This is a genomic window from Capnocytophaga sp. oral taxon 324 str. F0483, from assembly GCF_000318315.2.
Taxonomy (GTDB): Bacteria; Bacteroidota; Bacteroidia; order Flavobacteriales; family Flavobacteriaceae; genus Capnocytophaga; species Capnocytophaga ochracea.
In genome coordinates this window covers 196,229-219,848 of the sequence record NZ_KB291527.1, presented here as the reverse complement: position 1 = coordinate 219,848, position 23,620 = coordinate 196,229, and the positions used below count along the sequence as shown (strand labels likewise).

The following is a 23,620-nucleotide window of genomic DNA, read 5'->3' as shown; positions in this document are numbered from 1 at the left end:
ACGAATGACGAATGAGAATATACATAATATATCAACATCACGGCGGGATTTCCTAAAATTCTTAGGTTTTTCTACAGCGGTGGCAGCATTAGCAGGTTGCGAAGGGGCGGTACACAAAACGATTCCGTATGTAATACAGCCCGAAAGCATTGTAGCAGGTGAAGCCAATTACTACGCTACTTGTATCGCCGATGGTTTTGACTTTGCCAGCGTACTGGTGAAAACTCGCGAAGGGCGACCCATTGCTGTATTGCGCAACCCTGAAGCCAAAGCAGGAGGAGCAGTGAATGCAAGGATATTGGCATCGGTGTTGAGTTTGTATGACGAGCATAGAAACCCCTCCCCTACTCTCTCTCAAGGAGGGGAATTATGGCAACAGCTAGATACTAAAGCCATTACAGCTTTAGAGAAAGCAAAAGCTGAAGGAAAGCAAATTGTGATGCTCAGTCAAACACTCGCAAGCCCGTCGAGTTATGCTCTTGTAGAACTATTAAAAGAAAAATACCCTACTTTTAAACTTATAGAATACGATACCGTTTCAGAAGAGGCTACTCTCAGAGCTTTTGAAAAACGTTATGGACTGCGCGCGATGCCCGATTACGATTTTAGCAAGGCAAAGCTCATCGTTTCCTTTGATGCCGATTTCTTGGGCGATTGGAATGGTGGAGGCTATGAATCAGGCTATGCGCAAGGGCGTATCCCCAGCAAAGCAAACGGAATGTCGCGCCATATTCAGTTGGAAGCCAACCTCAGCCTTACAGGCGTTAATGCCGATGAGCGTATCGCACTCACTCCTGACCAAGTGAAAAAAGCATTGGCTTACTGTTTCCAATACCTAAAAGGTTTTGAGGAGAATGAACAATTTCATTTCCCAACCTATATTATAGAAAAAGAGGAGAATAAAGTTACTATTGAAGACAAAATAAAGAAAATAGCTTCCGAACTCAAAAAAGCGGGTAGCAAATCCTTAGTACTAACAGGTATTGATAGCGTTGAAGCTCAATTAATCGCTTTTGCTATCAATGAACATCTCCAAAGTGAAGCTTTCTCGCCTCAAACTCCCGTGCTTACCCGTAAAGGTAATGTTAAAGCTCTACAACAGCTACTCACTGATATGAACGAAGGTAAGGTAGGCGTTCTCTTTATCAACAATCTCAACCCCTTATACAGTTTGCCTAATGCCGAAGTGTTTGCCGCTGGCTTGAAGAAAGTACCTTTTTCGGTATCTTTTGCGATGCGCGCTGATGAAACCGCACAACAAACGACCTTTTGGGCACCTCAACCGCATTATTTAGAGTCGTGGGGCGATGTAGAATTTAAATATGGGCACTACGGACTGATGCAACCTTGTATACGTCCGCTTTTCAACACCAAACAATGGCAAGACTGTTTCTTACAATGGATAGGAGACAATGAAAGCTATTACGATTTTATCAAAGCTCATTGGGAAGCCCATATCTTAAAAGGATTTTCTTGGGAACAAGCCCTACACGATGGCACTTTTGTAAAAGAAGATATAAAATCTTTTGAGTTTCCGAAAGAAGAAAAAATCCCTTCACTGAGGAAACCGCCTATGACCCTCACACGTGAGGAAACTTTAAGGCTAATAGGTACAGTACTTCCCAGAGAATTAGTAGAAACACCTTTTGAACTCAGCCTGTATACCAGCACCGCTTTGGGCGATGGACAGCAGGCTAACAATCCTTGGCTACAAGAGCTCCCCGACCCTATCCACCGCACTACGTGGGATAACTTCCTCACGATGCACCCTACCGATGCCCAAACCTTAGGCATTGAGAATTGGCATACCGCCGACGGTGCTTTGGACGGACATCAGGCGAAAGTGAGTGCTAACAGCAAAAGTATTGTTGCTCCCGTACTTATCACCCCTGCGCAAGCACAAGGCAGTGTAGGGCTTGCCTTAGGTTATGGGCGCAAGGCGGGCATACAAACCGAAATGCAAGTGGGTGTCAATGCTTTTGTGCTTTATAAAAACCATTGTAAAACACAAGGCGTACAGATAGAAAAAGCAGACGGCACACACGAATTTGCCTGCTTGCAACTGCAAAATGAATTGGTAGGGCGTAAAAATATTCTTAAAGAAATCAGTTTAGATACTTTCTTAAACTCCTCTGCGGAAGTGTGGAACCCTCACCCCCCTAAAACAAAAAAAGACCCTACTACCCCACATCACTTTAAACTCTCTATCGACCTGAATGCTTGCACGGGTTGTGCGGCTTGTGTGATCGCTTGCCACGCCGAGAACAATGTGCCCGTAGTAGGCAAAGAAGAAGTGCGCCGCTCGCGCGATATGCACTGGTTGCGCATCGATCGTTATGAATCAAGAGAAAACGAACAAAGGTGCGTAGGCTTTCAGCCCGTGATGTGTCAGCATTGTAATAATGCCCCTTGTGAGACTGTTTGCCCCGTAATCGCTACGGCTCACGGACAGCAAGGACAAAACCAAATGGCTTACAACCGCTGTGTAGGCACTCGCTACTGTGCCAATAACTGCCCTTACAAAGTACGTCGGTTCAACTGGTTTCAGTATAGTGAAAACAAGCAGTTCAACTACAATATGAACAACGAAATAGGGCGTATGGTGCTCAACCCCGATGTAACGGTACGTTCGCGAGGGGTAATGGAAAAGTGTTCCCTCTGTATCCAGAACACCCAAGCGGTGATTCTAAAAGCCAAAAGAGAAGGTCGTGCGGTTGCCCCAGGAGAGTTCAACAATGTAGTAGCTTGTGCAGCTGCTTGTAATACAGGGGCTATGGTATTTGGCGATGCTAACGAAGAAGGAAGCAAAATCACCCAACTCAGTGCCAGCGATCGTATGTATCAGCTTTTAGCAGAGCTGGGGACAGACCCTAATGTGGTGTATCAAGTGAAAGTTAGGAATTAGAATTTATGAAGTTTTATATATTTTTCATATACTTTTGGTGTGTTTCTCCTTGTGTACTGTATGCAGGGATAGACCACTTATTGCCTGCACCGCAACAAGTCATCGCTAATGGACAACGCTACAAGGTAGCCTCGGCAGAAACACGCCCGCTCATTATTGTAGAAAGAGTAGCCGATTTGCCCGAAATTCCCATCAATAAAGAAGAAGGGTATATGTTAGAAGTTACCAAAAATTATATCCTCATTCGGGCGATCAGTGGGAAAGGCGTATATTGGGCAAAACAAACCCTAAAACAACTTTTGGTTACTAAAGGCAATAAAGCCTATTACGAAGGGTGCAAAATCATTGATTATCCTGCTTTTAGAGTACGCGGTTTTATGCAAGATGTAGGACGCACCTTTATGAGTTTGGAGGAGTTGAAAAGAGAAATAGCACTACTTTCGCAGTACAAAATCAATGTATTTCATTGGCATCTCACCGAAAATCAAGGGTGGCGTTTGCAGAGTTTGCGTTATCCTGAACTCAATGCACCGTCTAGCTATGAACGTATGCCTGCCCAATACTATACCCTACAAGAAGCCAAAGAGTTAGTTGCTTTCTGCAAAGAACACAATGTATTGCTCATCCCCGAAATTGATATGCCTGGACACAGTCGCGCTTTTGAAAAGGCTTTTAGGGTAGATATGCAATCGGAAAAAGGAATGGCAATTCTCAAAGAACTATTGGATGAGGTAGTCGAAAATTTTGATGTTCCTTATATTCATATAGGCACTGATGAAGTAGTTTTTAGCAATCCGCAATTTGTACCTGAAATGGTGGCTTACCTGCGCCATAAAGGCAAAAAGGTGATTTCGTGGAACCCTGGGTGGCAATATAGAGCAGGTGAAATAGATATGACACAACTGTGGAGCTATCGGGGTAAAGCACAAAAAGGCATCCCTGCTATCGATAGCAAATTTCACTATATCAATCATTTCGATGCTTTCGCCGATTTGGTTGCCCTCTACAACAGCAGAATTTTAAATGTAGCCCAAGGCGACGATGAGCACGCGGGAGCTATTATAGGGCTGTGGAATGACCGCTATATCAGAGGAGAGAGAAATATTCTCATCCAAAACAATTTCTATCCTGCAATGCTCACCTTAGCCGAGCGCTCTTGGAAAGGAGGAGGTAGCGAATATTTTGATGGCAAAGGCACTATGCTCCCTACTGATACTAGCAACCCTATATTCCGGCAGTTTGCTGATTTTGAAAGGCGTATGTGTTGGCATAAAACCCATCACTTTACTGCCGAACCCTTTGCCTACGTACCTCAAACGAAAGTAGTTTGGCGCATTACCGATGCATTCCCTAACAATGGCAACCTTTCTCTATCTTTTCCGCCTGAGAAAGCCTTAAAAGAAAGCTACTCTTATGAAGGAAAAACTTATCACACTCATAAAGCCATAGGGGCAGGTATTTATTTGCGACATACTTGGGGTGACCTTGTACCTGCTTTCTATAAAAACCCTCAACCCAACCACACTGCTTATGCTTACACTTATGTATATTCACCCAAAGAACAATCGGTTGGTTTATGGGTAAGTTTTCAAGATTACAGTCGGTCGGAAAAAGACCTTCCTCCGCCACAAGGCAAATGGGATTATAAGGAGAGCAAGATTTGGCTAAACGATACTGAACTCTCTCCTCCTATATGGGAATCAACTCACAGAGAACTCTCTAACGAAATACCTCTTACTAACGAAAATTTCCAAGTGCGTCCTCCTTTACAAGTTACACTCAATAAGGGATGGAATAAAGTGTTTCTCAAGCTACCCGTGGGTGCTTTCTCTACCCCTGAAGTGCGATTGGTAAAATGGCAATTCACTTGTGTATTCGTAACTCCGGACGGCAAGGACGCTGTAAAAAATCTTATTTATGCAGATACTCAACGATAAATCCTACCATACCATCAGTGAAGATATAGCGCGCCCCATAGAAGGTCGTGCTTCGCGTGCGTGGTGGATTGCCTTTGGCATTACCCTCTTGGCGACCCTCTGGGGGGTATGGGCAATATGGGTAACCTTGCGCGATGGCATAGGCGCGTGGGGGCTCAACAAAAGCGTAGGCTGGGCGTGGGACATCACCAACTTTGTGTGGTGGATAGGTATCGGGCACGCGGGGACTCTCATTTCAGCAGTATTGTTGCTCTTTCGCCAACAGTGGCGGGTAGCTATCAATCGCTCAGCTGAAGCAATGACTATCTTTGCGGTGTTGCAAGCGAGTATCTTCCCGATACTGCATTTAGGCAGACCGTGGTTATTGCATTTCAACTTGCCTACTCCTAACCAATACGGCTCGTTGTGGGACAATTTCAACTCGCCTTTGCTATGGGATGTGTTTGCTATTGCTACCTACTTTTCGGTATCCTTAGTGTTTTGGTGGGTGGGCTTACTCCCCGATTTTGCTATGTTGCGCGACCGTGCTCTCAAGCCTTTTCAGAAGAAGATTTACAGCTTGCTGAGTTTTGGGTGGAGTGGTCGCGCCAAAGATTGGCAACGTATGGAAGAAACAATGTTGCTCTTGGCAGGTATTGCCACTCCGTTAGTCATTTCGGTGCATACCATTGTCTCTTTTGATTTTGCTACTTCGGTAGTCTCTGGTTGGCACACTACTATCTTCCCGCCCTACTTTGTAGCAGGGGCTATCTTTTCGGGGTTTGCAATGGTGAGTTTGCTACTGATTATCTTGCGCAAAGTATGTAAGTTAGAAGCTTATATCACCCTCAAACACATCGAGTTGATGAACATTGTGATGTTAGTTGCAGGTAGTATTGTAGCGGTTGCTTATCTCACCGAGTTTTTTATGGCAATGCGCTCTCACTCAGAGTTTGAACAATACGTATTCCGCAATCGTGCTACAGGTGCTTATGGGTGGGCATTCTGGACAATGATTATTTGCAATATAGCCCTCCCCCAATTGCTATGGTTCAAAAAGTTACGTCGTAGTATCACTTTCTCAGTATGTGTTGCTTTGGTAGTATGTGTAGGGATGTGGTTCGAGCGTTTTGTGATTATCGTTACCTCACTACACCGCGGTTATCTGCCATCGTCGTGGACGATGTTCAGTCCTACGTGGGTGGATATAGGGATATTTGTAGGCACTTTGGGATTTTTCTTTTTGTTGTTCTTATTATATGCAAGAAGTTTCCCGATGATTGCACAAGCAGAAGTGAAAGGGGGTAGGTCTCAGGTGTCAGGGGACAGATGTCAGGGGACAGATGTTAGCGGGCAGGAGTCTCTTAACTCTTATCTCTTAACTCTTACCTCGCCTGAAGAACTTTTAGATAAAATAAAAGAATTAAAATCAGAAGGCAAGGAATTTCAAGAAGTATATACGCCTTTCTATGTACACGGTTTAGCCAAAGCCTTGGGGCTTAAGCGCACTCGCTTAGGCAAAGCTACTTTTCTATACGGACTCATAGGCTTGTTTTTCGGGTGTTGGCTCACCTATTTCACAATGATAAAAGACTGGCCAATGGATATTGGTGGAAAGCCTAATGCCACTTTCTGGCAAAACCTCCCTGCTTTTGTACCCGTAATATTCGAGTTGGTTGTATATTTTGCAGCGCATCTATTGGTTATTAGTTTCTTTATCAGAAGTAGGTTATATCCGTTCAAAAAAGCTGAAAATCCTATAAAGAAAAGTAGTGATGATAAATTTGTAATTCAGGTAAGAGAAAAGAAGTAAGAGGTAAGAAATGAAACATTTTAATAATTATATAAAGTATTTATTGCTAATAATATTATTGGTAGTTGGTTGTAGGAACAAACAAGAGCGCAACATTGAGTTTATGCCCGATATGTACGAGAGTCCTGCTTATAAAACTTATGAAGTCGCACCGCTCTCCCCTCCTGAGCACACTGTAAAAAGAGGTGAGTTGCCCTACCGCTACCCTAATACTATTGAAGGTTATGAGCAAGCCAAAGCACAATTGCACACCCCCTTAGCAACTGATACCCTACAACAAACTCAAAACCTAACCGATGGCAAAAAACTTTACGGCATCTATTGTGCGCTCTGTCACGGTGAGAAAGGTGACGGCAAAGGAGTTTTAGTGCAAAGGGAGAAGATTTTAGGCGTTCCCAACTACAAGAGCAGAGAGCTCACCGAAGGTAGCATTTACCACGTACTTTACTACGGACGCAATACAATGCCCGCTTTTGCTAATCAGCTGAGTGAGAAAGAACGCTGGCAAGTAGCAATGTACGTTGAACAGCTAAGAGATAAGAGGTAAGAAGTATGAGCATATTGTTTTTAACATATTCAATTTTGTTGTTTGTAGCGCCTACGTTGGTAGGGGTATTAGTATTCTATGCTATCAACAAAGTTACGCACGCTGAGTGGGCTATGAGTTTGTACCCTATAATGAAGCGTATCACAACACCTTTATGGTTAGTGTTATTAGTTTTGTTGGGAGTGCTGTATATAATGCATCACGAACCTTATTTTCTGTTGCGTACTGTGGGCTATATGGCAGTATGGGTGGGGTATTGCTATACTTTAAAAAAGTTTAAGACTTTAACGCCTCACGTACTATTTTTAGTCATTTTCTTTCTTACCGAAACTCCAATGGCGTGGGATTGGCTTTTAAGCCTTACTCCCGAATGGCACAGCACCCTCTTTGCGTGGCAATTACTCAGCAGTTTTCTGCTCTCAGGTATTGCCCTCATTACCTTATTTAGCAAGCCAGAACACTATTCTGATTTAGGCAAATACCTCTTTGGATTCTCTATATTCTGGGCGTATTTGTGGTTCTCACAATATATGCTGATATGGTACGCCAATATTCCTGAAGAAACTGTTTATTACCAAACTCTTCTCAGCAAAGGCTATGGAGAGGCTATTGTAGCAATGCTTATTCTCAGTTTTGCACTACCTTTTCTCATCTTGTTATCTTCACGAGCCAAACAAAAAAAGCTACCCCTTTTTGGAACAGCTGTCCTTATATTATTGGGGCAATATATCAATTTCTATTTAATGGTAATGCCCTTTGTAAAATAAAACTTTACTCTTCAGCTTGTTTTTTAGCTTTCTTACTTCCTTCGTACATCTTATATTGTAACAATCGGCTTTCTAATTTACCATTAAAGAGTTTTATTTTTCGTGAAGGACGCAATCCTACATATTTTATACCTTCTAAATTAGAAGTGATAAACCACGCATCGGTATTGGGATAATGATGTTTAAGAGTGTTGCCTATCGATGAGTACAGCTGTTCTACATCGGTTTGTAGACGCTCATTGTAAGGAGGATTGAACACCATATGTAATGGTTGCTGTTTATCTTCTTTTTCAGTAGCAAAAAAGTCTTTTTGGAATACTTGAATGTACTCAGATAGGTCGGCGTTTTTTAAGTTATCTTTGGCTTTGGCTACTGCTGAGGGTGCTTTATCATATCCTACAATTTGGTGGTGAAACTCTCGTATTTTTTTAATACAACTGCTAAAGATAAGATTAAAGAGGTCTTCATCAAAATCGTTCCAACGTTCAAAAGCGAACTCTTTTCGGTGTACATTGGCTGGAATATTACAAGCTATCATAGCTGCTTCTATCAAAAAAGTACCACTACCACACATAGGGTCTAAGAAATCACACTGCCCCTGCCAACCGCTGAGTAGTAGGATACCAGCAGCAAGCACCTCGTTGATAGGAGCTATATTGGTAGCTGTACGATACCCGCGCTGATGCAGGGAATTGCCCGAACTATCGAGTGACACAATTACTTCGTTGCGCTGAATATGAATATGTATCTCCAAATCGGGGTGTAGTACATCTACATTGGGACGACGACCTGTGGCATTGCGAAAAGCATCGGCAATGGCATCTTTGGCTTTCAAAGCCACGTATTGAGAGTGATTAAAAAGTTCGGTTTGTAAGGTGGCTGTAACAGCGAAGGTCTGGTCTACTCTTAGGTAGGTTTGCCAATTGAAGTCATAGAGTTTTTGGTAATATTCTTTCTCACTACGCACATAAAAAGAAGCAATAGGTTTCAGTATTTTTAAAGCGGTACGCAAGCAGAGGTTCGCCTTATACATAAAGCCTTTATCGCCTTCGAACTGTACACTGCGAACGCCTTTGGTTATGTGCATAGCCCCTAAATTGCGCAATTCATCAGCTAAAATATCTTCAAAGCCAAAGAAAGTTTTGGCTACCATTTTATAATTATTTTCCATTAGTATACAAAAATATGGCAAATATACATTATTTTTGCCATCTGAGAAAATAAATAACTGAAAAATGAACTTGCTACATACTGCCGATTGGCACTTAGGACAAACGTTTTACCAATACGACCGCTATAACGAACATCAATATTTCTTAGATAATCTTTTGCAAATTATTGAAGAACAACATACTGATGTTTTACTTATCAGTGGTGATGTGTTTGATACTGCTAACCCTGCAGTGGCATCGGTAAAGCAGTTTTATCATTTTCTTCATCAAGCAACTGAGCGTTTCCCCCAACTGCAAATTATAGCTATTGCGGGTAATCACGATTCGCCTGTACGCCTTGAAATGCCCCAACCTCTTTTGGAAGATACACAAGTGCATTTGGTAGGATATGTGAAAAGAAATGAACAGAAAGAGATAGATTACAAACGTCTTATTATTCCGCTTTACGAAAAAGAGGAAGTAATGGCTTACTGCCTTGCTGTGCCTTTTCTCCGCTTAGGGGATACTCCTAAAAATGAAACTACTAACCCCGATTATACTCAAGGGGTGGAGGCTTTCTACCGCGAAATTACGGAAAAGGCTTTAGCTATTGCCAAAGGAAAACCGCTGATTGCTATGGGACATCTGCACGCTTTGGGAGCAGAACTCAGCGATGAGGACACGGCTGAGCGTCCTATTATTGGGGGAATGGAAGGCTTCAAACCTACGAGTTTTCCTAACGCGTTACAATACATTGCTTTGGGACATATTCACAAAGCTCAAGCCTTAGGTGGTAAAGCTCATATACGATACTCGGGAAGTCCTATACCCTTATCATTTTCAGAAAAGGATTATCAGCATCAAGTGGTAGCTTTTTCATTAGAAGAAGGACGTGTACAGGATATTAAAACAGTGCCTATTCCGTTGCATACTCCTATGTTAAGCGTGCCTGAACGACCACTACCGGTTAAAGAAGTGCTGAATGCTTTGGCTTCTTTGCCTAAGGGAACTACTCATACTCATACTCCTGCTCCTTATTTAGAAGTAAAAGTATTACTAAACGAACCTGCTCCTGAACTCAAAAACAGCATACTGAAAGCTATCGCTCATAAACACGTACGCTTGGCGCGTATAGATGTGCGCTACCAACAGCAACAAAACACTACAAAGGAAACTTTGCAAAAGGAAATTACTTTAAACGACCTGCAACCTTATGAGGTACTACAAAGGGTTTACCAAAATAAATTCCAAAAAGAGCTGCCTGAATTCTATAAACCTTTGTTTGATGAAGCAATGGAGAAAGCGACTGATTAATGGTTAATGGTTAATTGATGTGTGTTTGATGTAAGAAAAGTGTAGCTTACGCTACAGAAATCTTACAAATATTAAAAAAAATCAAACAAATAAGTTGCTTCGCTACTTTAAAATCTCGCACAGATTACACGGATTGCACGGATTTAGACCCCGATTGAGTTCAATATTATAGAACAAAAGTGCACGGATTTTAGCAACGAGTTGCTTAGATTTTACTAATTATAACGTAAATACAACCGTAAATCAGTGTTATATATATCAAACTAATGCTAATTAGTAAGATAATTCTTTTTGGATTTCTGCAAAAGCAAGTTTAATACGAGTTACTAATTTTTATTGACTAACTTTTGAATCTTCTCTCGTTCTTCACTATACGGTATTTCGCATTGGAGGGCTTTTTGGAAGAGCTGGTGTGCGGTTTCTTTGTTACCTTGTGTTTGATAAGCTCGCCCTAATAAGTAATAGGCTTTCCAATAATGCGGGTTGAGACTTGTTATGGGCTTTACTTCGTCTATTACAATAGGGGTATGTTCGCGCAAATGTGTTTCTATCTGTTGCTCTAATACCCTATACGTTTCGTAATCCTTAAACGCTTGGGTGTACATAAAAGGGTCGGGCGGAATATTTAAGGAAGTTTGAGGATAAGGGCTATGCGACGGGTAAGCTTTGGTAGCAAATATCTGCTTTAAATCATAGGCTACAAAAGTGCCCAACTGATAAGGAGCTGTCGATACCCATACCAAGCGTTCTTGAGGTTTAAAAATTACTGCGTGATGTGCCAATAGCTGGTTGAGCGCTTTCTCATTGCCATAGCCTATGAAATCGGCGTGTAAGCCTTCGGTACTGCGGAGGAGTGTAGCTATTTTAGAGGGGTTCAGCTTAGGTTCTTCTGTTAGGAACTCCTGCATTTTGGCATATCTATACGCTGAATGCGAAGTGCGTATCTGTTTGAGATTCTTCTTATCTTTCTTATACACTTCACTTTGGAAATGATTGGTGCAAAGCACTGCATTAGAAGCTTCGTACACCCCAAACTTTTTGGGTGATACCTCGATGATTACTGCTTTGCCGTCGGTAGCACTCCCCACCATTATAGCTTCGGACACGAATACCTTTCGCTTTTTAGCAATGGCAATCGCCTCATCGATATTTTTGGCGTACTGCAAGATTTCACGGCAGAGGAGCGAAATAGGCGTACGAGCTTTCAGCGGAATAGATGACTTTCCCGCATTGATAGTAACCGTAAGACCTTCGAGATTCATACCCGAGAGCACACCTATCATTCCGCCCCAAGCGTAACTCATAAAAGGAATGCCTTCCTCAGGGCGCACAAATCGCACTACCTTTTCAGTAGCAAAGTCATCGGAGAGATAAAAATCGAAATTGCGCCCTATGAGGAGTTGACCATCTTCGGTTTTATCGCCCCAAACCGCTAACGAAGAACAGCCTACGAGCATCAAGTCTTGCAAAGCGTGTCCTAAATCGTGAGCCGAATGCAGGTAAAGGGTACGCTGATAAGCAGGGGCTATGTAGTTAAAAATCGTATCGGAGTACTGCGCTTGTCCCCAGAGTTCTTGCCGGAAAGGGGGTATCACACAATTATTAATATCTCGATTGAACCACTTGACGAACTTGCGCAAAAAACGCTGCTTGCGCTGTGAAGGCACAAACTGATTGAGTTTGACAAAGAGCAGACTGTCTTGACGGTGGTACAAAGGCTCAGTAAGTGCGCCCGAATTGAGCCCTAACTGATACGGATTTCCTGAAAGGTAGAGCTCCCACAAGCCTTGTTGATTTTTTGCAATATAGTTATCCTGAAAATACCGCAACGTATCATTTAGTGCAGTAATTTGAGGTTTCTGGTATGAATAGGTTACCTCAGGCGGAATGATTTTCTTGTAGAAAATACCGCAAGAGGTGAGCAGGAGGTAAAAAGTAAGAAGTAAGAGTTTTTTCATTTTGCCGACTCTTCGAACTGCTGATTAAGGTGCAAAAATAGGGATAATTTTTTAATACCCAAAATGCCAATAATGCCAATAATACCAGAAATGCAAAAATTGTAGTTTTCTGAGCATACAGTAAAAATTCGTACGGATTCGGAGAATATCGGAGATAGTCGAAGGGAGCAGGAGAGTATACTTAGCTTATAGAAAGCTTATAGGAAGCTTATACGAATGTTGGACGATTGTTATAGAAAGGGTATACAAAGAGTTGATTATTAATGATTAAAAGCTAAAAGTGAATTGTTAAAAACAGTTAAATAACCCAAAGTAAGACAGAGGTAAAAAGAAAGTAATACAGAGCAAAAGTAGTTTAAAAATTGGTAATTGGTATTTTTTTACTACTTTTGCAGTCAGAATAGAAATTGGCAAATTAGCACATATGACAGAAACCAAAAAATACAACCCTACTGATTTAGAAGAAAAATGGTATGCCTATTGGCTTGCCCATAATTATTTTCACTCAACCCCCGATGAGCGTACACCCTATACCATCGTGATTCCGCCCCCTAACGTTACAGGGGTGCTCCATATGGGGCATATGCTCAACAATACCATTCAGGATGTGCTTATCCGCCGTGCCCGCCTCAAAGGCTTCAACGCTTGCTGGGTGCCAGGTACTGACCACGCTTCGATTGCAACAGAAGCCAAAGTGGTGGCAAAACTCAAAGAACAAGGCATTAAAAAATCTGACCTTACTCGTGAGGAGTTCCTTGTACACGCGTGGGAATGGACACACCAATACGGTGGGGTGATTCTCGAACAACTCAAAAAATTGGGTTGCTCTTGCGATTGGGAGCGCACTAAATTCACTATGGACGAGGAGCTTTCGGCTTCGGTTATCAAAGTGTTTGTGGATTTGTACAACAAAGGACAGATATACCGCGGACATCGTATGGTGAACTGGGATCCAGAAGCTAAAACCACCCTTTCTGACGAGGAGGTGATTTACGAAGAGCGCCAAGGATTTTTATATCATTTGAAATATCAAATCGAAGGAACCAATGAGTACCTTATCATTGCTACAACGCGCCCTGAAACTATTTTTGGCGATACGGCTATCTGTATCAACCCTAACGATGAGCGTTGGCAACACCTGAAAGGCAAAAAAGCGATTGTACCTATCTGCAACCGCGTGATTCCGATTATCGAAGATGAGTACGTAGATGTAGAGTTTGGTACAGGTTGCCTGAAAGTAACCCCTGCACACGACCCTAACGACAAGGTTTTGGGCGACAAACATCAGTTAGAAGTCATTGATATTTTCAATGATGATGCAACCCTCAATAGCTACGGCTTGCACTATGCTGGCAAAGACCGCTTTGTAGTGCGCAAAGAGATAGTAGCCGAATTAGAAGAAAAAGACTTACTCACCAAAAAAGAGACTTATACTAACAAAGTGGGGACATCCGAACGTACCAAAGCCGTGATAGAACCTCGCCTTTCCGACCAGTGGTTCCTAAAAATGGATACCCTTATCCAGCCTGCTATCAAGGCGGTATTGGAAGACGAAAGTATCAAACTATACCCTAAAAAGTTCGAGAATACTTATCGCCATTGGGTAGAGAACGTACGCGATTGGAATATCTCACGCCAATTGTGGTGGGGACAACAAATTCCTGCTTACTACTACGGCGAGGGTAAAGACCAATTTGTAGTAGCCGAAACTAAGGCAGAAGCGCTTGTGTTGGCTAAAGAAAAGAGTGGCAATGCACAGCTTACTGAAACCGATTTGCGACAAGATGAGGATACTCTCGATACTTGGTTCTCGTCTTGGTTATGGCCAATGAGTGTGTTCAACGGTATTTTAGAGCCTAACAACCCTGAAATTGAGTATTATTACCCTACCAACGATTTAGTAACGGCACCTGATATCCTTTTCTTCTGGGTAACCCGAATGATAGTAGCAGGTTATGAGTACAAAGGTGAGCGTCCGTTTAGCAATGTGTATCTTACCGGATTGGTACGCGACAAGCAACGCCGCAAGATGTCTAAATCCTTAGGCAACTCACCCGATGCGCTTAAACTCATCGCCGATTACGGTGCTGATGGCGTGCGCGTAGGGCTCTTGCTCTCATCGGCAGCAGGTAATGACTTGTTGTTTGACGAAGCCCTTTGTCAGCAAGGAAAAGGCTTTGGTAACAAATTGTGGAATGCCTTCCAATTGGTAAAAGGATGGCAAGTAGATAGCTCGGTAGCACAACCAGCAGCTGCTCAACTCGCTTTGCAATGGTTTGAAGCGAAATTCAACGCAGTACTCACCGAAGTAGAAGACCATTTTGAGAAATATCGCATCTCCGATGCCCTAATGGCAATTTATAAACTCACTTGGGATGATTTCTGTGCGTGGCTTTTGGAAATGGTAAAACCCGAATACGGCAGACCGATGGACAAAGCAACTTACGAGGGCGTGGTAGCCGCTTTTGAGAATTTACTAAAACTTCTCCACCCTTTTATGCCATTCCTCACCGAAGAAATATGGCAAAGTTTAGCTCCTCGTACCCCTGAACAAGCGCTTATTGTGGCTACCTACCCTACCGTACAACCGTACGAAGAAAAACTATTGGCAGAATTCGATTTTGCTGCCGAAGTGATAGCAGGTATCCGCACGGTGCGCAAAGAGAAGAATATACCTTTCAAAACACCGCTTAGCCTTTCAGTATTAAACAAAGAGCAAATGAGCAACCGTTTTGATGTGGTACTTAGCAAAATGGGCGGACTTGAGGCTATTACCGAAGTAAGTACAGCCATAGAAGGCGCAATGTCTTTCCGCGTAAAAGCTAATGAATACTTTATCCCAATGGAAGGCGCGGTGAATGTAGAAGAGGAACTCAAAAAACTACAAGAGGAACTCACCTATACACAAGGCTTTTTAGCATCGGTACGCAAGAAACTTTCTAATGAGAAGTTTGTAAATTCAGCACCTACCCAAGTAGTAGATAACGAGCGCAAAAAAGAAGCTGATACGTTAGCGAAAATTGAAACTCTTGAAAAAGCGATAGACACTTTATCAAAATAATAATAACAATTTATCTTATACACTTTGCTAAAGTTTAACTTTGGCAAAGTCTTTTTTAATATGCTAAAAAAACTTTCTTATCGTCCTGATATTGATGGACTTCGTGCTTTAGCAGTAATTTCTGTTATACTATTTCATATCAATCCTAATTATATGCCAAGTGGCTTTTTAGGGGTTGATATATTTTTTGTAATTTCAGGCTTTTTAATAACCTCTATCATTTATCGTGAAATGGCAGAAGGAACTTTTTCTTTTGCAAATTTCTATAATAGGCGTATCAAACGTATTTTACCTGTATTCTTTGTAGTATTGATAGTAGGGTTACTTGTAGTATGGTGGTTGTTTTTAATAAGTGATTATCATAGTGTAGGTAATAGTGCTTTGAGTGCTGTATTGTTTCTTTCAAATATTTATTTTTCAAGAATAGAAGGAGGATATTTTGATATAGGAAAAGAAGAGCTTCCTTTTGCTCATATATGGTCATTATCAATAGAAGAACAGTTTTATTTTATTTTTCCTCTTATATTATTGTTTATTTTTAAAAATAACCTTCTTAAAAAATATAAAATTGGCACATTATTTGTAGGGGGGGGGGATTTTGTTACTCCTTTCATTTGTAAATCTTCAAAAAATAGGTCTTTCTTTAGATAGTTATTATCTTCCTCATCTAAGAATGATAGAATTATTAGTAGGTTCTATTCTTTCAGTACTCTTATTAGAAAAAGGAAATTCATTATCAAAAATACAGTCCAATATTTTAGGAATTTTTTCTCTATCAATACTTCTTGTTTGTTTCTATTTAAAAGACTTTTTTATACCTCCTTATTTTCCAGGTATATTAGCCTTACTACCTTGTTTTTCAGTTGCATTTCTAATTTTAGCCAATGAAAAAGGACAATGGGCAAAATATTTTTTTTCATTGAAACCTATTGTATGGATAGGTAAACTATCTTACTCTTTATATTTATGGCATTGGGTTGTATTAGCAATTTTTAGGTATTTTTTTGGAGCAGGGGAAATTTCAATTTCTTATGAACTACTTATTGTGATATTAACCTTTTTACTTTCTATATTATCTTACTATTTTGTAGAACAACTTTTTAGGTACAAGAAGTATTCTTTCAAAAAAAGTTTTATTTTCTTTTATTTATTGCCAGCAATTATTGTTATTTTGATAAGGAGTCAAATGAAAATAGCAATTAAAAACAATTCAGAAATTAAAAATAAAGTTGAACTAAGCTATCCTTTAGAATGTCATAATAAGGAAATAGGGGAATTTTGTATGTTAGGAGATAAGAATACTCCTCCCCTAGTATTAGTTGTAGGAGATAGCCATGCTGGGCATTTAGCTCCTTTTATTAATATGATAGGAGCTAAAGAGAAATGGGCTGCAACCTTAATGTCTTCAGATAGTTGTTCTGAAATAGGCTTTCTAAATCCCTCTCAAACATATAGCGATAACCATTGTGGAAAAGTAAGTGCACACTTTGCAAAAGAATATGTAAATTATAATGTGATTGTATTTGATTACTTTTATTTTGGGAGAATTAGGTGGTTTTTTACTGACTATCAGGATTTCATAAATAGATTTAAATATACAATTAAGCAATTATTAGGAAAAGGGAAGAAAGTTTATGTAATAAATAGTTCATTAAATGTTGGAATTAATGTTTTGAGGCTTGAAAAACTAAGGAAAAGAACCAATATTAACATAGGACTCACTAAGTCATATAAAGAAAATTCTCTTTACTTGAAAAGTTTAGAATGTTGGCATAAAGTTAAAGAAGATATTCTTAAAGAATATCCGGAGGTGAGATCTATCGATTTGTCTACCTATATTCCTGATAATTTAAAGATTGATGGGGATTATATAATGGTGGATACAGATCATTGGAATATATATGGCTCAAAAAAAATAGCTGAGCAGTTCATAAAAGATGGGAAAAGATTGATTCGTGAAGAAGATTTGAAGTAATTCTGTTTTGTAATAGAAAAATAAGTATTATCTTTGCGCAATATAATCTCTTATAAATAAAATGGAACACTTAAAACAAATGATAGACGAAGCGTGGGAACACCGTTCGTTGCTTCGTGAGGAAGTAGTACAACACACCATTAGAGAGGTGATTCACCTCTTGGATTTAGGTAAATTGCGAGTGGCAGAGCCTACTGCCGATGGATGGAAAGTAAACGAATGGGTAAAAAAAGCTGTTGTGCTTTACTTCCCTATCCAAAATATGAAACCCGTAGAGGTGGGTATCTTTGAGTTTCACGATAAGATTCCGCTCAAACACAACTACGATGAGAAAGGAGTGCGCGTAGTACCACCTGCTGTAGCACGTCGTGGTGCTTTTATTGCCAAAGGAGCTATACTGATGCCCAGCTATGTGAATATAGGGGCGTATGTAGATGAAGGTACAATGGTAGATACGTGGGCTACTGTGGGTAGTTGTGCCCAGATAGGCAAACACGTGCACCTGAGTGGTGGCGTAGGTGTAGGGGGAGTATTAGAACCCTTGCAAGCAGCCCCTGTGATAGTAGAAGATGGGGTTTTCATCGGATCGCGTTGTATCTTGGTAGAAGGAGTACGCGTAGGCAAAGAAGCGGTACTTGGTGCTAATGTAGTGCTTACAGCCTCTACTAAAATTATTGATGTAACGGGTAGCGAACCTAAAGAACTGAAAGGTTATGTACCTGAACGCTCAGTAGTGATTCCTGGTAGTTACACCAAGCACTTCCCTGCTGGCGATTACCAAGTGCCTTGTGCCCTTATCATCGGGCAGCGTAAAGCCTCAACCGATAAGAAAACTTCACTAAACGATGCCCTAAGAGAATATGGAGTTTCTGTATAAGAAAAGTGATGAGGATATAAAATAGAAAAGGCTACCCAAAAGGTAGCCTTTTTAATAGATAATAGATTTAGAATTTATATCCTATCTTAATACCAAAGTTAGGTTCGATAGCCCAGAACTTCTTATTTTCATTAACTTGTTTACCAAAGTTTCGTGCAATATTTGCAAAAGGAGCGATGATAAAGGTATCGTCGAGATTCCATTGGTAACCTGCCCCTACACCTAATATAAAACTATCCAAACGCGTTTTTACTCCATCTTCAGAGAATGTTCCAAAGCGTTGTTTGATAAAAGGATTTACATAGAGCCCTGTACCTCCGTCTTCTTCAAAATAATAGTTATATCCTATTTGAATACTAGTAGCTCTGTACTTTTCTCCACTCTTTTTAGGGAATACAGAAAAGCGGTCGTTAAAGAAAATAGTTCCTTCGATAGACTGATTAGGAGCTATGTAATGTTCATAACCTAACTCTACAGAAGCTAACCATATAACATTCAAGATATTCAAGTTTACTTGATGTTGAGGAAAATCACTTTGGGCAAATGTTTTTGCTGAGAAAAACATAAGCATTACAGCTACAATAATTTTTTTCATCGGTTTTCTTAGTTTAAAAATAATGGCAAAGATACTACTTTTATGCTAATACACAAAAATAATACTGTAAAATCAAAAAAAGTCCAGTGTGTAGCACACTGGACTTTTATATGTAAAACTAACTAATTCACTTGTGAAGAAAAGGTAACAACTATTAAAAACACTAAAAAAGAATACAGACTTCACAAGGAATCGCAAACGAAATATAAAGACTTTACTACTATTATATTCCTTTACTAATAGTGGGGCAAAGGTATATATTATTTTGAATACATCCAAATAAATAGTAGAATAATTTTAAATAACATATATTTAATACTGATAATCAACACGTAGCATATTCTCTATTTTTCTATCCAACTTGCATATTTGGGATAGTTTAGAGCAGTTCGCTCGATGAGAGTCCTCTGTTCATCGGTAATATTTTTGAGTTTTTTAGCAGGAACGCCAGCATAGAGGCTCCCTTTTTCTATATGAGTATTAGGAGGTACTACGGCTCCAGCAGCTACAATGCTATGGCTTTCTACCACACATCCGTCCATTACGATGCTTCCCATACCTATAAGCACATTATCTTCGATAGTACAGCCGTGTACAATAGCATTATGCCCTATAGACACGCGATTGCCAATGGTTGTGGGGTGTGTTTGATAGGTAGCGTGAATCACTACACCATCTTGGATATTGGTGTCATCACCTATGCAAATAGTGTTTACATCGCCACGAATAACCGCATTATACCACACCGTACAGTGGTCGCCTAAGTGCACATCACCGGTAAGAGTAGCATTTTCAGCAAAAAAGCAACCTTCCCCAAAGGTAGGTTGCTTTCCGTTAACTTTCTTGACTAACATATTCTTTTAGTTTATCGATTATCTCTTGTAGACCATTAGTTTTTATCTCGAAAGTAGTAGCCAATAGCATTCCTAATTTTCCTTTGGGAAATCCTTGGGTGCTAAACCACTCGAGGTAATAGGAAGGCAAATCAGCAATCATAGTACCCTTGTACTTGCCATAAGGCATTGGGGTTGTGATGATTTCTTTGAGAATTTCAGAGTTCATAGAGAAAATTAGAAAATTAGCAGATTAGGAAATTTTTGAATTAATCAGGCAATTTAGAACAAAGGTTTCTGTTTAGAACTTCTAAAATGGCGTATTTCTATTATATTTTTTTCTTTATCAACTTTGTAATAAACAAGAAATTTTCCTTTTAGAATAGTTCGCCTATAAATATTTAGGTCTTTGTTATAATACGATAATGCATACGGATCTATTGAAATCTCCTTTTCTAAATCTATCAAAGCCTTAGTAATTTTATCGGAATAAGAAAAACTACCATTTCTTTCGTCCCAATAATCAAGTGTATCGTTATAATTTCTTTCAGCTTCTTGAGTCCACTTTACTTTCATAACGTTGTCTTCTTCGTTCTGTAGCCCTTCTGTGTACTTCAGAACTATCCACTAACATTCCTAATCTTGATTGTTCTTCTGAAAGAGCTAAACTTCTAAGGTCTTCTTCAGTAAGCTCACTAAAATCATCTGCTCTTTCTACAACTGTTGTTTTTAGTTTAAACTTATCAAACAATGGTTGAAATATGGATAATTCTGTGGGATTAAAAGTTATTTTTAATGTGGTTGTATCCATAGTTTAACAATTAAAAGTTGTCTATTTCTTTGTAAATTAACAAATCTGTGAATTAATTAGGCGATTTTTCAACTTCGTCAAAGGTAAGAGCCACACTGGCAAGAAACTTTGGCAAAGTGTAGGGCGTAAATTCGCAAAGCAATTGTGATATTAGTGTGTAGCTCGTACTCTTTTTCCTTCGTTGCGCTCTATTTTATGGTTAGGGCGCGTCCATTTAGGGTTTTCACCTAAGGAATGATATTGAGAATCGGCTGCTTCTACCGTTTTAGGCTGTGGATGCGTTTCAAAAGGTTTCTGAATACGCATACCGAGTACACCGAGCATTTGCATATCCTCATTGATATCGGGGTTAGGAGTGGTGAGGAGCTTATCGCCTGCGAAGATAGAGTTGGCTCCCGCAAAGAAACAGAGAGCTTGTCCTTCTTGGCTCATTTGGGTACGACCTGCGGAAAGGCGCACTTGCGATTGTGGCATCACGATACGCGCGGTGGCTACCATACGCACCATCTCGAAGATATCTACGGGCTCACAGTCTTCCAAAGGCGTTCCTTCTACGGGTACTAAGGCATTGATAGGTACCGACTCGGGTTGTGGATTGAGCGTAGAAAGCGCTACGAGCATTCCAGCGCGGTCTTCGAGTGATTCACCCATACCAATAATCCCTCCACTGCACACAGTGATATTGGTTTTGCGCACGTTGTCAATCGTTTTGAGGCGGTCGTCATAACTACGGGTAGAAATGATTTCTTTGTAGTATTCTTCTGACGTATCGAGGTTGTGATTGTAAGCATACAAGCCTGCTTCCGCCAAACGTTTGGCTTGGTTTTCGGTAAGCATACCGAGTGTACAGCACACTTCCATATCCAGCTTATTGATAGTGCGCACCATTTCGAGCACCTGTTCAAATTCGGGACCATCTTTTACGTTACGCCACGCTGCCCCCATACACACACGTGAAGCTCCTGCTGATTTAGCACGAAGGGCTTGGGCTTTTACGTGAGTAACACTCATCATATCGGCGTTTTCTATCTTTACTTCGGTTTCGTAACGCGCTGATTGCGGACAGTAAGCACAATCCTCGGAGCAACCTCCGGTTTTAATAGAGAGTAGCGTAGAGACTTGTACCGAGTTAGGGTCGTGATATTTACGGTGCACGGTAGCGGCTTCGTAGAGCAACTCCATTAAGGGTTTATTGTAAATAGCCATTATTTCTTCTTTCGTCCAATTATGACGGGTTTCGGCATTACTACAGCCACACGTATGTTGATTTTCGCACATAGTTCTTTTCTTTATTTCGGGGGCAAAGATACAAAACAATTGACAATTGACAATTAACAATTAACAAATGCTAAGATTTTTTGTACTTGTTCCTCTATAGTAAGATTGGTATTATCGATAACTATGGCATCATCAGCTTTTTTGAGAGGTGACTCTTTGCGGGTAGTATCGATATGGTCGCGGTGCTGGATATTGGCAAGCACTTCGTCGAACGATGCTTTATCGCCTTTGGATTGTAACTCTTTATAACGGCGCTGGGCGCGCACTTGTTCGCTAGCGGTCATAAATATTTTAAGTTCAGCATTGGGAAATACCGTTGTACCTATATCGCGTCCGTCCATTACAATACCTTTGTCTTTACCCATTTTGCGTTGAAGGTCTACTAAGTAAGTGCGCACTTCGGGTTGTTTGGCAACTTCGCTCACCCAATTGGCTATTTCAATACCGCGTATTTCGTTTTCGATATTCTTACCGTCCAAATAAATTTCAGAAAATCCCAACTCAGGGTTGTACACGAACTTTATTTCCGACTTTCGCAGGGCTTTCATCAGGGGTTTTACTTCGATGCCCGAGGTAGAAACATAACCTTTTTCTAAGGCTAAATAAGTAACGGCGCGGTACATCGCACCTGTATCGATATAGACGTAGCCCAACGCTTTGGCTACGGCTTTGGCAGTAGTACTCTTTCCTGTTGAGGAATAGCCATCAATGGCAATGATAATATTCATTAGTGTTTAGTTATTAGTTTTTAATCGTTAGTTATTTGTAGAGTGATGGGGCTATTTCTATTTCGGTTACAACTTTTTTGTTTTTATCGTAGTAATAATAGTACAGCGTTATATTGTTATCAATGAAAAAGCGCATCTTTCCGCGATTGCTTTTTAGTTTTTGTACAATAGCTTCCTTAGCTGCTGATGCGTCGAACTCTACTCCTTCGGAATCGAAATTAAAGAGGGTTACATAATACCCCATAGTTTTTTCTCCTTTTAGGGCAACACTATCTAAGCGCACCCCCTCTTCTATTATTTGTGGTAACTGCTGGTTCATTTCGGCTACTTGATTCTTCATTTCATCGGTAACTAAATCGTTTTTAGCTTTTGAAAAGAAGGAGCTTGTGAGATAGCGCGTCGTAAAGAATGCTGCTAAAAATACCACAACAAAAGACACCACTCCCACTATTACTGCAATAATGTTTTTAGTGCGATTATTCTTTCGGGATTCCTGAGTGTTAAGAAAATCGTTCATTTTTGTCTCTTTTTAACGCTACAAAGATATAAAACAAAAAGCAAACTGCAATGCCCTGATGCGTTTTTATCCTAAAAAAATACAACTATCTAATGATAAATACTTAAAAACAATGAGATAAGAAAATTTGAAAATGAGGAAATGAGGAAATGAGGAAATGGGGTACGAGCTACAAGGAACGCGCTAGCGGAGGGATTGTAAGTTTATTCAACTTTGCCAAAGGTCGTAGCACGACGGGCGGGTGCGAGTCGTACGGGCAGATTAATTAGTAAATTAGAAAATGAGCAAATGAGGAGGTATGAGTCCTTAGGTCACAGACGATAGGATGGAGAAGCGACAGTAGTTATTGTTGTAGAAACATCCCCCTAGCCCCCTTCAAAGGGGGAATGTAGTGACGGAAAAGCGACGGACAGGTGGAAAAATTGGAGAATTAGGAAATTAGCAAATGGGAGAGGGTTGAGGGATTCGGAAGGTATCGGAAGAGTTCGGAAGAGGTGATTCAGATGAAAGGTAAAAAATGAGCTGTAATTTGGGTGGGGTTAGCTTATAGAGAGCTTATAGAGAGCTTATAGGA

The 23,620-nt window shown here is 40.5% G+C and carries 20 protein-coding genes; 10 read left to right on the top strand and 10 right to left on the bottom strand.

Translation table 11 applies throughout. The features are described 5' to 3' along the window. The first annotated feature begins 4 nt into the window (after window positions 1–4). From HMPREF9072_RS08505 to HMPREF9072_RS08485, 5 genes are read left to right on the top strand one after another with little or no spacing between them, the layout of a single operon-like run. Window positions 5–2,905 (top strand): 4Fe-4S dicluster domain-containing protein, encoded by a 2,901-nt coding sequence (locus tag HMPREF9072_RS08505; protein WP_009411320.1) that lies wholly within the window; start codon window positions 5–7, stop codon window positions 2,903–2,905. Window positions 2,906–2,910: 5 nt separating this feature from the next. Next, on the top strand, window positions 2,911–4,842 hold the full coding sequence (locus HMPREF9072_RS08500; protein ID WP_009411319.1) for a family 20 glycosylhydrolase: 1,932 nt from the start codon (window positions 2,911–2,913) through the stop codon (window positions 4,840–4,842). Continuing rightward, window positions 4,823–6,634 (top strand): quinol:electron acceptor oxidoreductase subunit ActD, encoded by a 1,812-nt coding sequence (locus HMPREF9072_RS08495; protein ID WP_009411318.1) that lies wholly within the window; start codon window positions 4,823–4,825, stop codon window positions 6,632–6,634. The genes HMPREF9072_RS08500 and HMPREF9072_RS08495 overlap by 20 nt, the downstream gene beginning before the upstream one ends. Before the next feature lie 10 nt (window positions 6,635–6,644). Next, window positions 6,645–7,181, top strand: a complete 537-nt coding sequence (locus tag HMPREF9072_RS08490; protein ID WP_009411317.1) for a cytochrome c — start codon at window positions 6,645–6,647, stop codon at window positions 7,179–7,181. A gap of 5 nt (window positions 7,182–7,186) precedes the next feature. Further along, window positions 7,187–7,948, top strand: coding sequence for a hypothetical protein (locus HMPREF9072_RS08485; RefSeq protein WP_009411316.1), 762 nt, complete (start codon window positions 7,187–7,189; stop codon window positions 7,946–7,948). A gap of 4 nt (window positions 7,949–7,952) precedes the next feature. Here HMPREF9072_RS08485 and HMPREF9072_RS08480 read toward each other — a convergent pair whose 3' ends face one another. Beyond that, window positions 7,953–9,119 (bottom strand): class I SAM-dependent RNA methyltransferase, encoded by a 1,167-nt coding sequence (locus HMPREF9072_RS08480; RefSeq protein WP_009411315.1) that lies wholly within the window; start codon window positions 9,117–9,119, stop codon window positions 7,953–7,955. A gap of 64 nt (window positions 9,120–9,183) precedes the next feature. On the opposite strand from HMPREF9072_RS08480, the gene HMPREF9072_RS08475 reads away from it, so the two are divergent. Further along, window positions 9,184–10,413, top strand: a complete 1,230-nt coding sequence (locus HMPREF9072_RS08475) for an exonuclease SbcCD subunit D C-terminal domain-containing protein (protein WP_009411314.1) — start codon at window positions 9,184–9,186, stop codon at window positions 10,411–10,413. Window positions 10,414–10,739: 326 nt separating this feature from the next. On the opposite strand, the gene HMPREF9072_RS08470 is transcribed toward HMPREF9072_RS08475, so the two are convergent. Then, window positions 10,740–12,371, bottom strand: a complete 1,632-nt coding sequence (locus HMPREF9072_RS08470) for an acyl-CoA--6-aminopenicillanic acid acyl-transferase (protein WP_009411313.1) — start codon at window positions 12,369–12,371, stop codon at window positions 10,740–10,742. A 424-nt stretch (window positions 12,372–12,795) separates the two neighbouring features. On the opposite strand from HMPREF9072_RS08470, the gene HMPREF9072_RS08465 reads away from it, so the two are divergent. From HMPREF9072_RS08465 to HMPREF9072_RS08450, 4 genes are all read left to right on the top strand, one after another. Continuing rightward, window positions 12,796–15,432: a valine--tRNA ligase gene (locus HMPREF9072_RS08465; RefSeq protein WP_009411312.1), complete on the top strand. Its 2,637-nt coding sequence runs from the start codon at window positions 12,796–12,798 to the stop codon at window positions 15,430–15,432. Between the two features lie 60 nt (window positions 15,433–15,492). Beyond that, window positions 15,493–16,083, top strand: coding sequence for an acyltransferase (locus tag HMPREF9072_RS12540; RefSeq protein ID WP_009411311.1), 591 nt, complete (start codon window positions 15,493–15,495; stop codon window positions 16,081–16,083). A gap of 22 nt (window positions 16,084–16,105) precedes the next feature. Next, window positions 16,106–17,407 carry an acyltransferase family protein gene (locus HMPREF9072_RS08455; RefSeq protein WP_009411310.1) on the top strand — a complete coding sequence of 434 codons (1,302 nt, stop codon included), beginning with the start codon at window positions 16,106–16,108 and terminating at the stop codon, window positions 17,405–17,407. A 61-nt stretch (window positions 17,408–17,468) separates the two neighbouring features. Beyond that, a complete protein-coding gene (locus HMPREF9072_RS08450; RefSeq protein ID WP_009411309.1) occupies window positions 17,469–18,284 on the top strand; it encodes a 2,3,4,5-tetrahydropyridine-2,6-dicarboxylate N-succinyltransferase in 816 nt (271 codons plus the stop codon). Window positions 18,285–18,351: 67 nt separating this feature from the next. On the opposite strand, the gene HMPREF9072_RS08445 is transcribed toward HMPREF9072_RS08450, so the two are convergent. The 8 genes from HMPREF9072_RS08445 to HMPREF9072_RS08410 form a co-directional block, all read right to left on the bottom strand. After that, a complete protein-coding gene (locus HMPREF9072_RS08445) occupies window positions 18,352–18,879 on the bottom strand; it encodes a DUF3575 domain-containing protein (protein WP_009411308.1) in 528 nt (175 codons plus the stop codon). A gap of 344 nt (window positions 18,880–19,223) precedes the next feature. After that, a complete protein-coding gene (locus HMPREF9072_RS08440; protein ID WP_009411307.1) occupies window positions 19,224–19,733 on the bottom strand; it encodes a gamma carbonic anhydrase family protein in 510 nt (169 codons plus the stop codon). Continuing rightward, window positions 19,714–19,941 (bottom strand): DUF3820 family protein, encoded by a 228-nt coding sequence (locus HMPREF9072_RS08435; protein ID WP_002675489.1) that lies wholly within the window; start codon window positions 19,939–19,941, stop codon window positions 19,714–19,716. Before HMPREF9072_RS08435 ends, HMPREF9072_RS08440 begins: the two co-directional genes overlap by 20 nt. 53 nt (window positions 19,942–19,994) lie before the next feature. Continuing rightward, window positions 19,995–20,288 (bottom strand): type II toxin-antitoxin system RelE/ParE family toxin, encoded by a 294-nt coding sequence (locus tag HMPREF9072_RS08430; protein WP_002675487.1) that lies wholly within the window; start codon window positions 20,286–20,288, stop codon window positions 19,995–19,997. Continuing rightward, entirely contained in the window at window positions 20,260–20,523 is a 264-nt protein-coding gene (locus tag HMPREF9072_RS08425) for a hypothetical protein (RefSeq protein WP_002675485.1), read from the bottom strand. The genes HMPREF9072_RS08430 and HMPREF9072_RS08425 overlap by 29 nt, the downstream gene beginning before the upstream one ends. 150 nt (window positions 20,524–20,673) lie before the next feature. Then, complete coding sequence (gene bioB, locus HMPREF9072_RS08420) at window positions 20,674–21,801, bottom strand: biotin synthase BioB (RefSeq protein WP_002675483.1); 1,128 nt, start codon at window positions 21,799–21,801, stop codon at window positions 20,674–20,676. 53 nt (window positions 21,802–21,854) lie between these two features. Continuing rightward, window positions 21,855–22,529, bottom strand: coding sequence for a (d)CMP kinase (gene cmk / locus HMPREF9072_RS08415; protein ID WP_009411306.1), 675 nt, complete (start codon window positions 22,527–22,529; stop codon window positions 21,855–21,857). 31 nt (window positions 22,530–22,560) lie between these two features. Further along, window positions 22,561–23,046 (bottom strand): hypothetical protein, encoded by a 486-nt coding sequence (locus tag HMPREF9072_RS08410; RefSeq protein ID WP_009411305.1) that lies wholly within the window; start codon window positions 23,044–23,046, stop codon window positions 22,561–22,563. Window positions 23,047–23,620: the final 574 nt, after the last annotated feature.

What these genes read in the sequence shown, in the direction of transcription:
- HMPREF9072_RS08505 (WP_009411320.1), top strand. Translation starts at nt 5, where the DNA reads ATGACGAATGAGAATATACATAATATATCAACATCACGGCGGGATTTC.
- HMPREF9072_RS08500 (WP_009411319.1), top strand. Translation starts at nt 2,911, where the DNA reads ATGAAGTTTTATATATTTTTCATATACTTTTGGTGTGTTTCTCCTTGT.
- HMPREF9072_RS08495 (WP_009411318.1), top strand. Translation starts at nt 4,823, where the DNA reads ATGCAGATACTCAACGATAAATCCTACCATACCATCAGTGAAGATATA.
- HMPREF9072_RS08490 (WP_009411317.1), top strand. Translation starts at nt 6,645, where the DNA reads ATGAAACATTTTAATAATTATATAAAGTATTTATTGCTAATAATATTA.
- HMPREF9072_RS08485 (WP_009411316.1), top strand. Translation starts at nt 7,187, where the DNA reads ATGAGCATATTGTTTTTAACATATTCAATTTTGTTGTTTGTAGCGCCT.
- HMPREF9072_RS08480 (WP_009411315.1), bottom strand. Translation starts at nt 9,119, where the DNA reads ATGGAAAATAATTATAAAATGGTAGCCAAAACTTTCTTTGGCTTTGAA.
- HMPREF9072_RS08475 (WP_009411314.1), top strand. Translation starts at nt 9,184, where the DNA reads ATGAACTTGCTACATACTGCCGATTGGCACTTAGGACAAACGTTTTAC.
- HMPREF9072_RS08470 (WP_009411313.1), bottom strand. Translation starts at nt 12,371, where the DNA reads ATGAAAAAACTCTTACTTCTTACTTTTTACCTCCTGCTCACCTCTTGC.
- HMPREF9072_RS08465 (WP_009411312.1), top strand. Translation starts at nt 12,796, where the DNA reads ATGACAGAAACCAAAAAATACAACCCTACTGATTTAGAAGAAAAATGG.
- HMPREF9072_RS12540 (WP_009411311.1), top strand. Translation starts at nt 15,493, where the DNA reads ATGCTAAAAAAACTTTCTTATCGTCCTGATATTGATGGACTTCGTGCT.
- HMPREF9072_RS08455 (WP_009411310.1), top strand. Translation starts at nt 16,106, where the DNA reads ATGATAGAATTATTAGTAGGTTCTATTCTTTCAGTACTCTTATTAGAA.
- HMPREF9072_RS08450 (WP_009411309.1), top strand. Translation starts at nt 17,469, where the DNA reads ATGGAACACTTAAAACAAATGATAGACGAAGCGTGGGAACACCGTTCG.
- HMPREF9072_RS08445 (WP_009411308.1), bottom strand. Translation starts at nt 18,879, where the DNA reads ATGAAAAAAATTATTGTAGCTGTAATGCTTATGTTTTTCTCAGCAAAA.
- HMPREF9072_RS08440 (WP_009411307.1), bottom strand. Translation starts at nt 19,733, where the DNA reads ATGTTAGTCAAGAAAGTTAACGGAAAGCAACCTACCTTTGGGGAAGGT.
- HMPREF9072_RS08435 (WP_002675489.1), bottom strand. Translation starts at nt 19,941, where the DNA reads ATGAACTCTGAAATTCTCAAAGAAATCATCACAACCCCAATGCCTTAT.
- HMPREF9072_RS08430 (WP_002675487.1), bottom strand. Translation starts at nt 20,288, where the DNA reads ATGAAAGTAAAGTGGACTCAAGAAGCTGAAAGAAATTATAACGATACA.
- HMPREF9072_RS08425 (WP_002675485.1), bottom strand. Translation starts at nt 20,523, where the DNA reads ATGGATACAACCACATTAAAAATAACTTTTAATCCCACAGAATTATCC.
- bioB (WP_002675483.1), bottom strand. Translation starts at nt 21,801, where the DNA reads ATGTGCGAAAATCAACATACGTGTGGCTGTAGTAATGCCGAAACCCGT.
- cmk (WP_009411306.1), bottom strand. Translation starts at nt 22,529, where the DNA reads ATGAATATTATCATTGCCATTGATGGCTATTCCTCAACAGGAAAGAGT.
- HMPREF9072_RS08410 (WP_009411305.1), bottom strand. Translation starts at nt 23,046, where the DNA reads ATGAACGATTTTCTTAACACTCAGGAATCCCGAAAGAATAATCGCACT.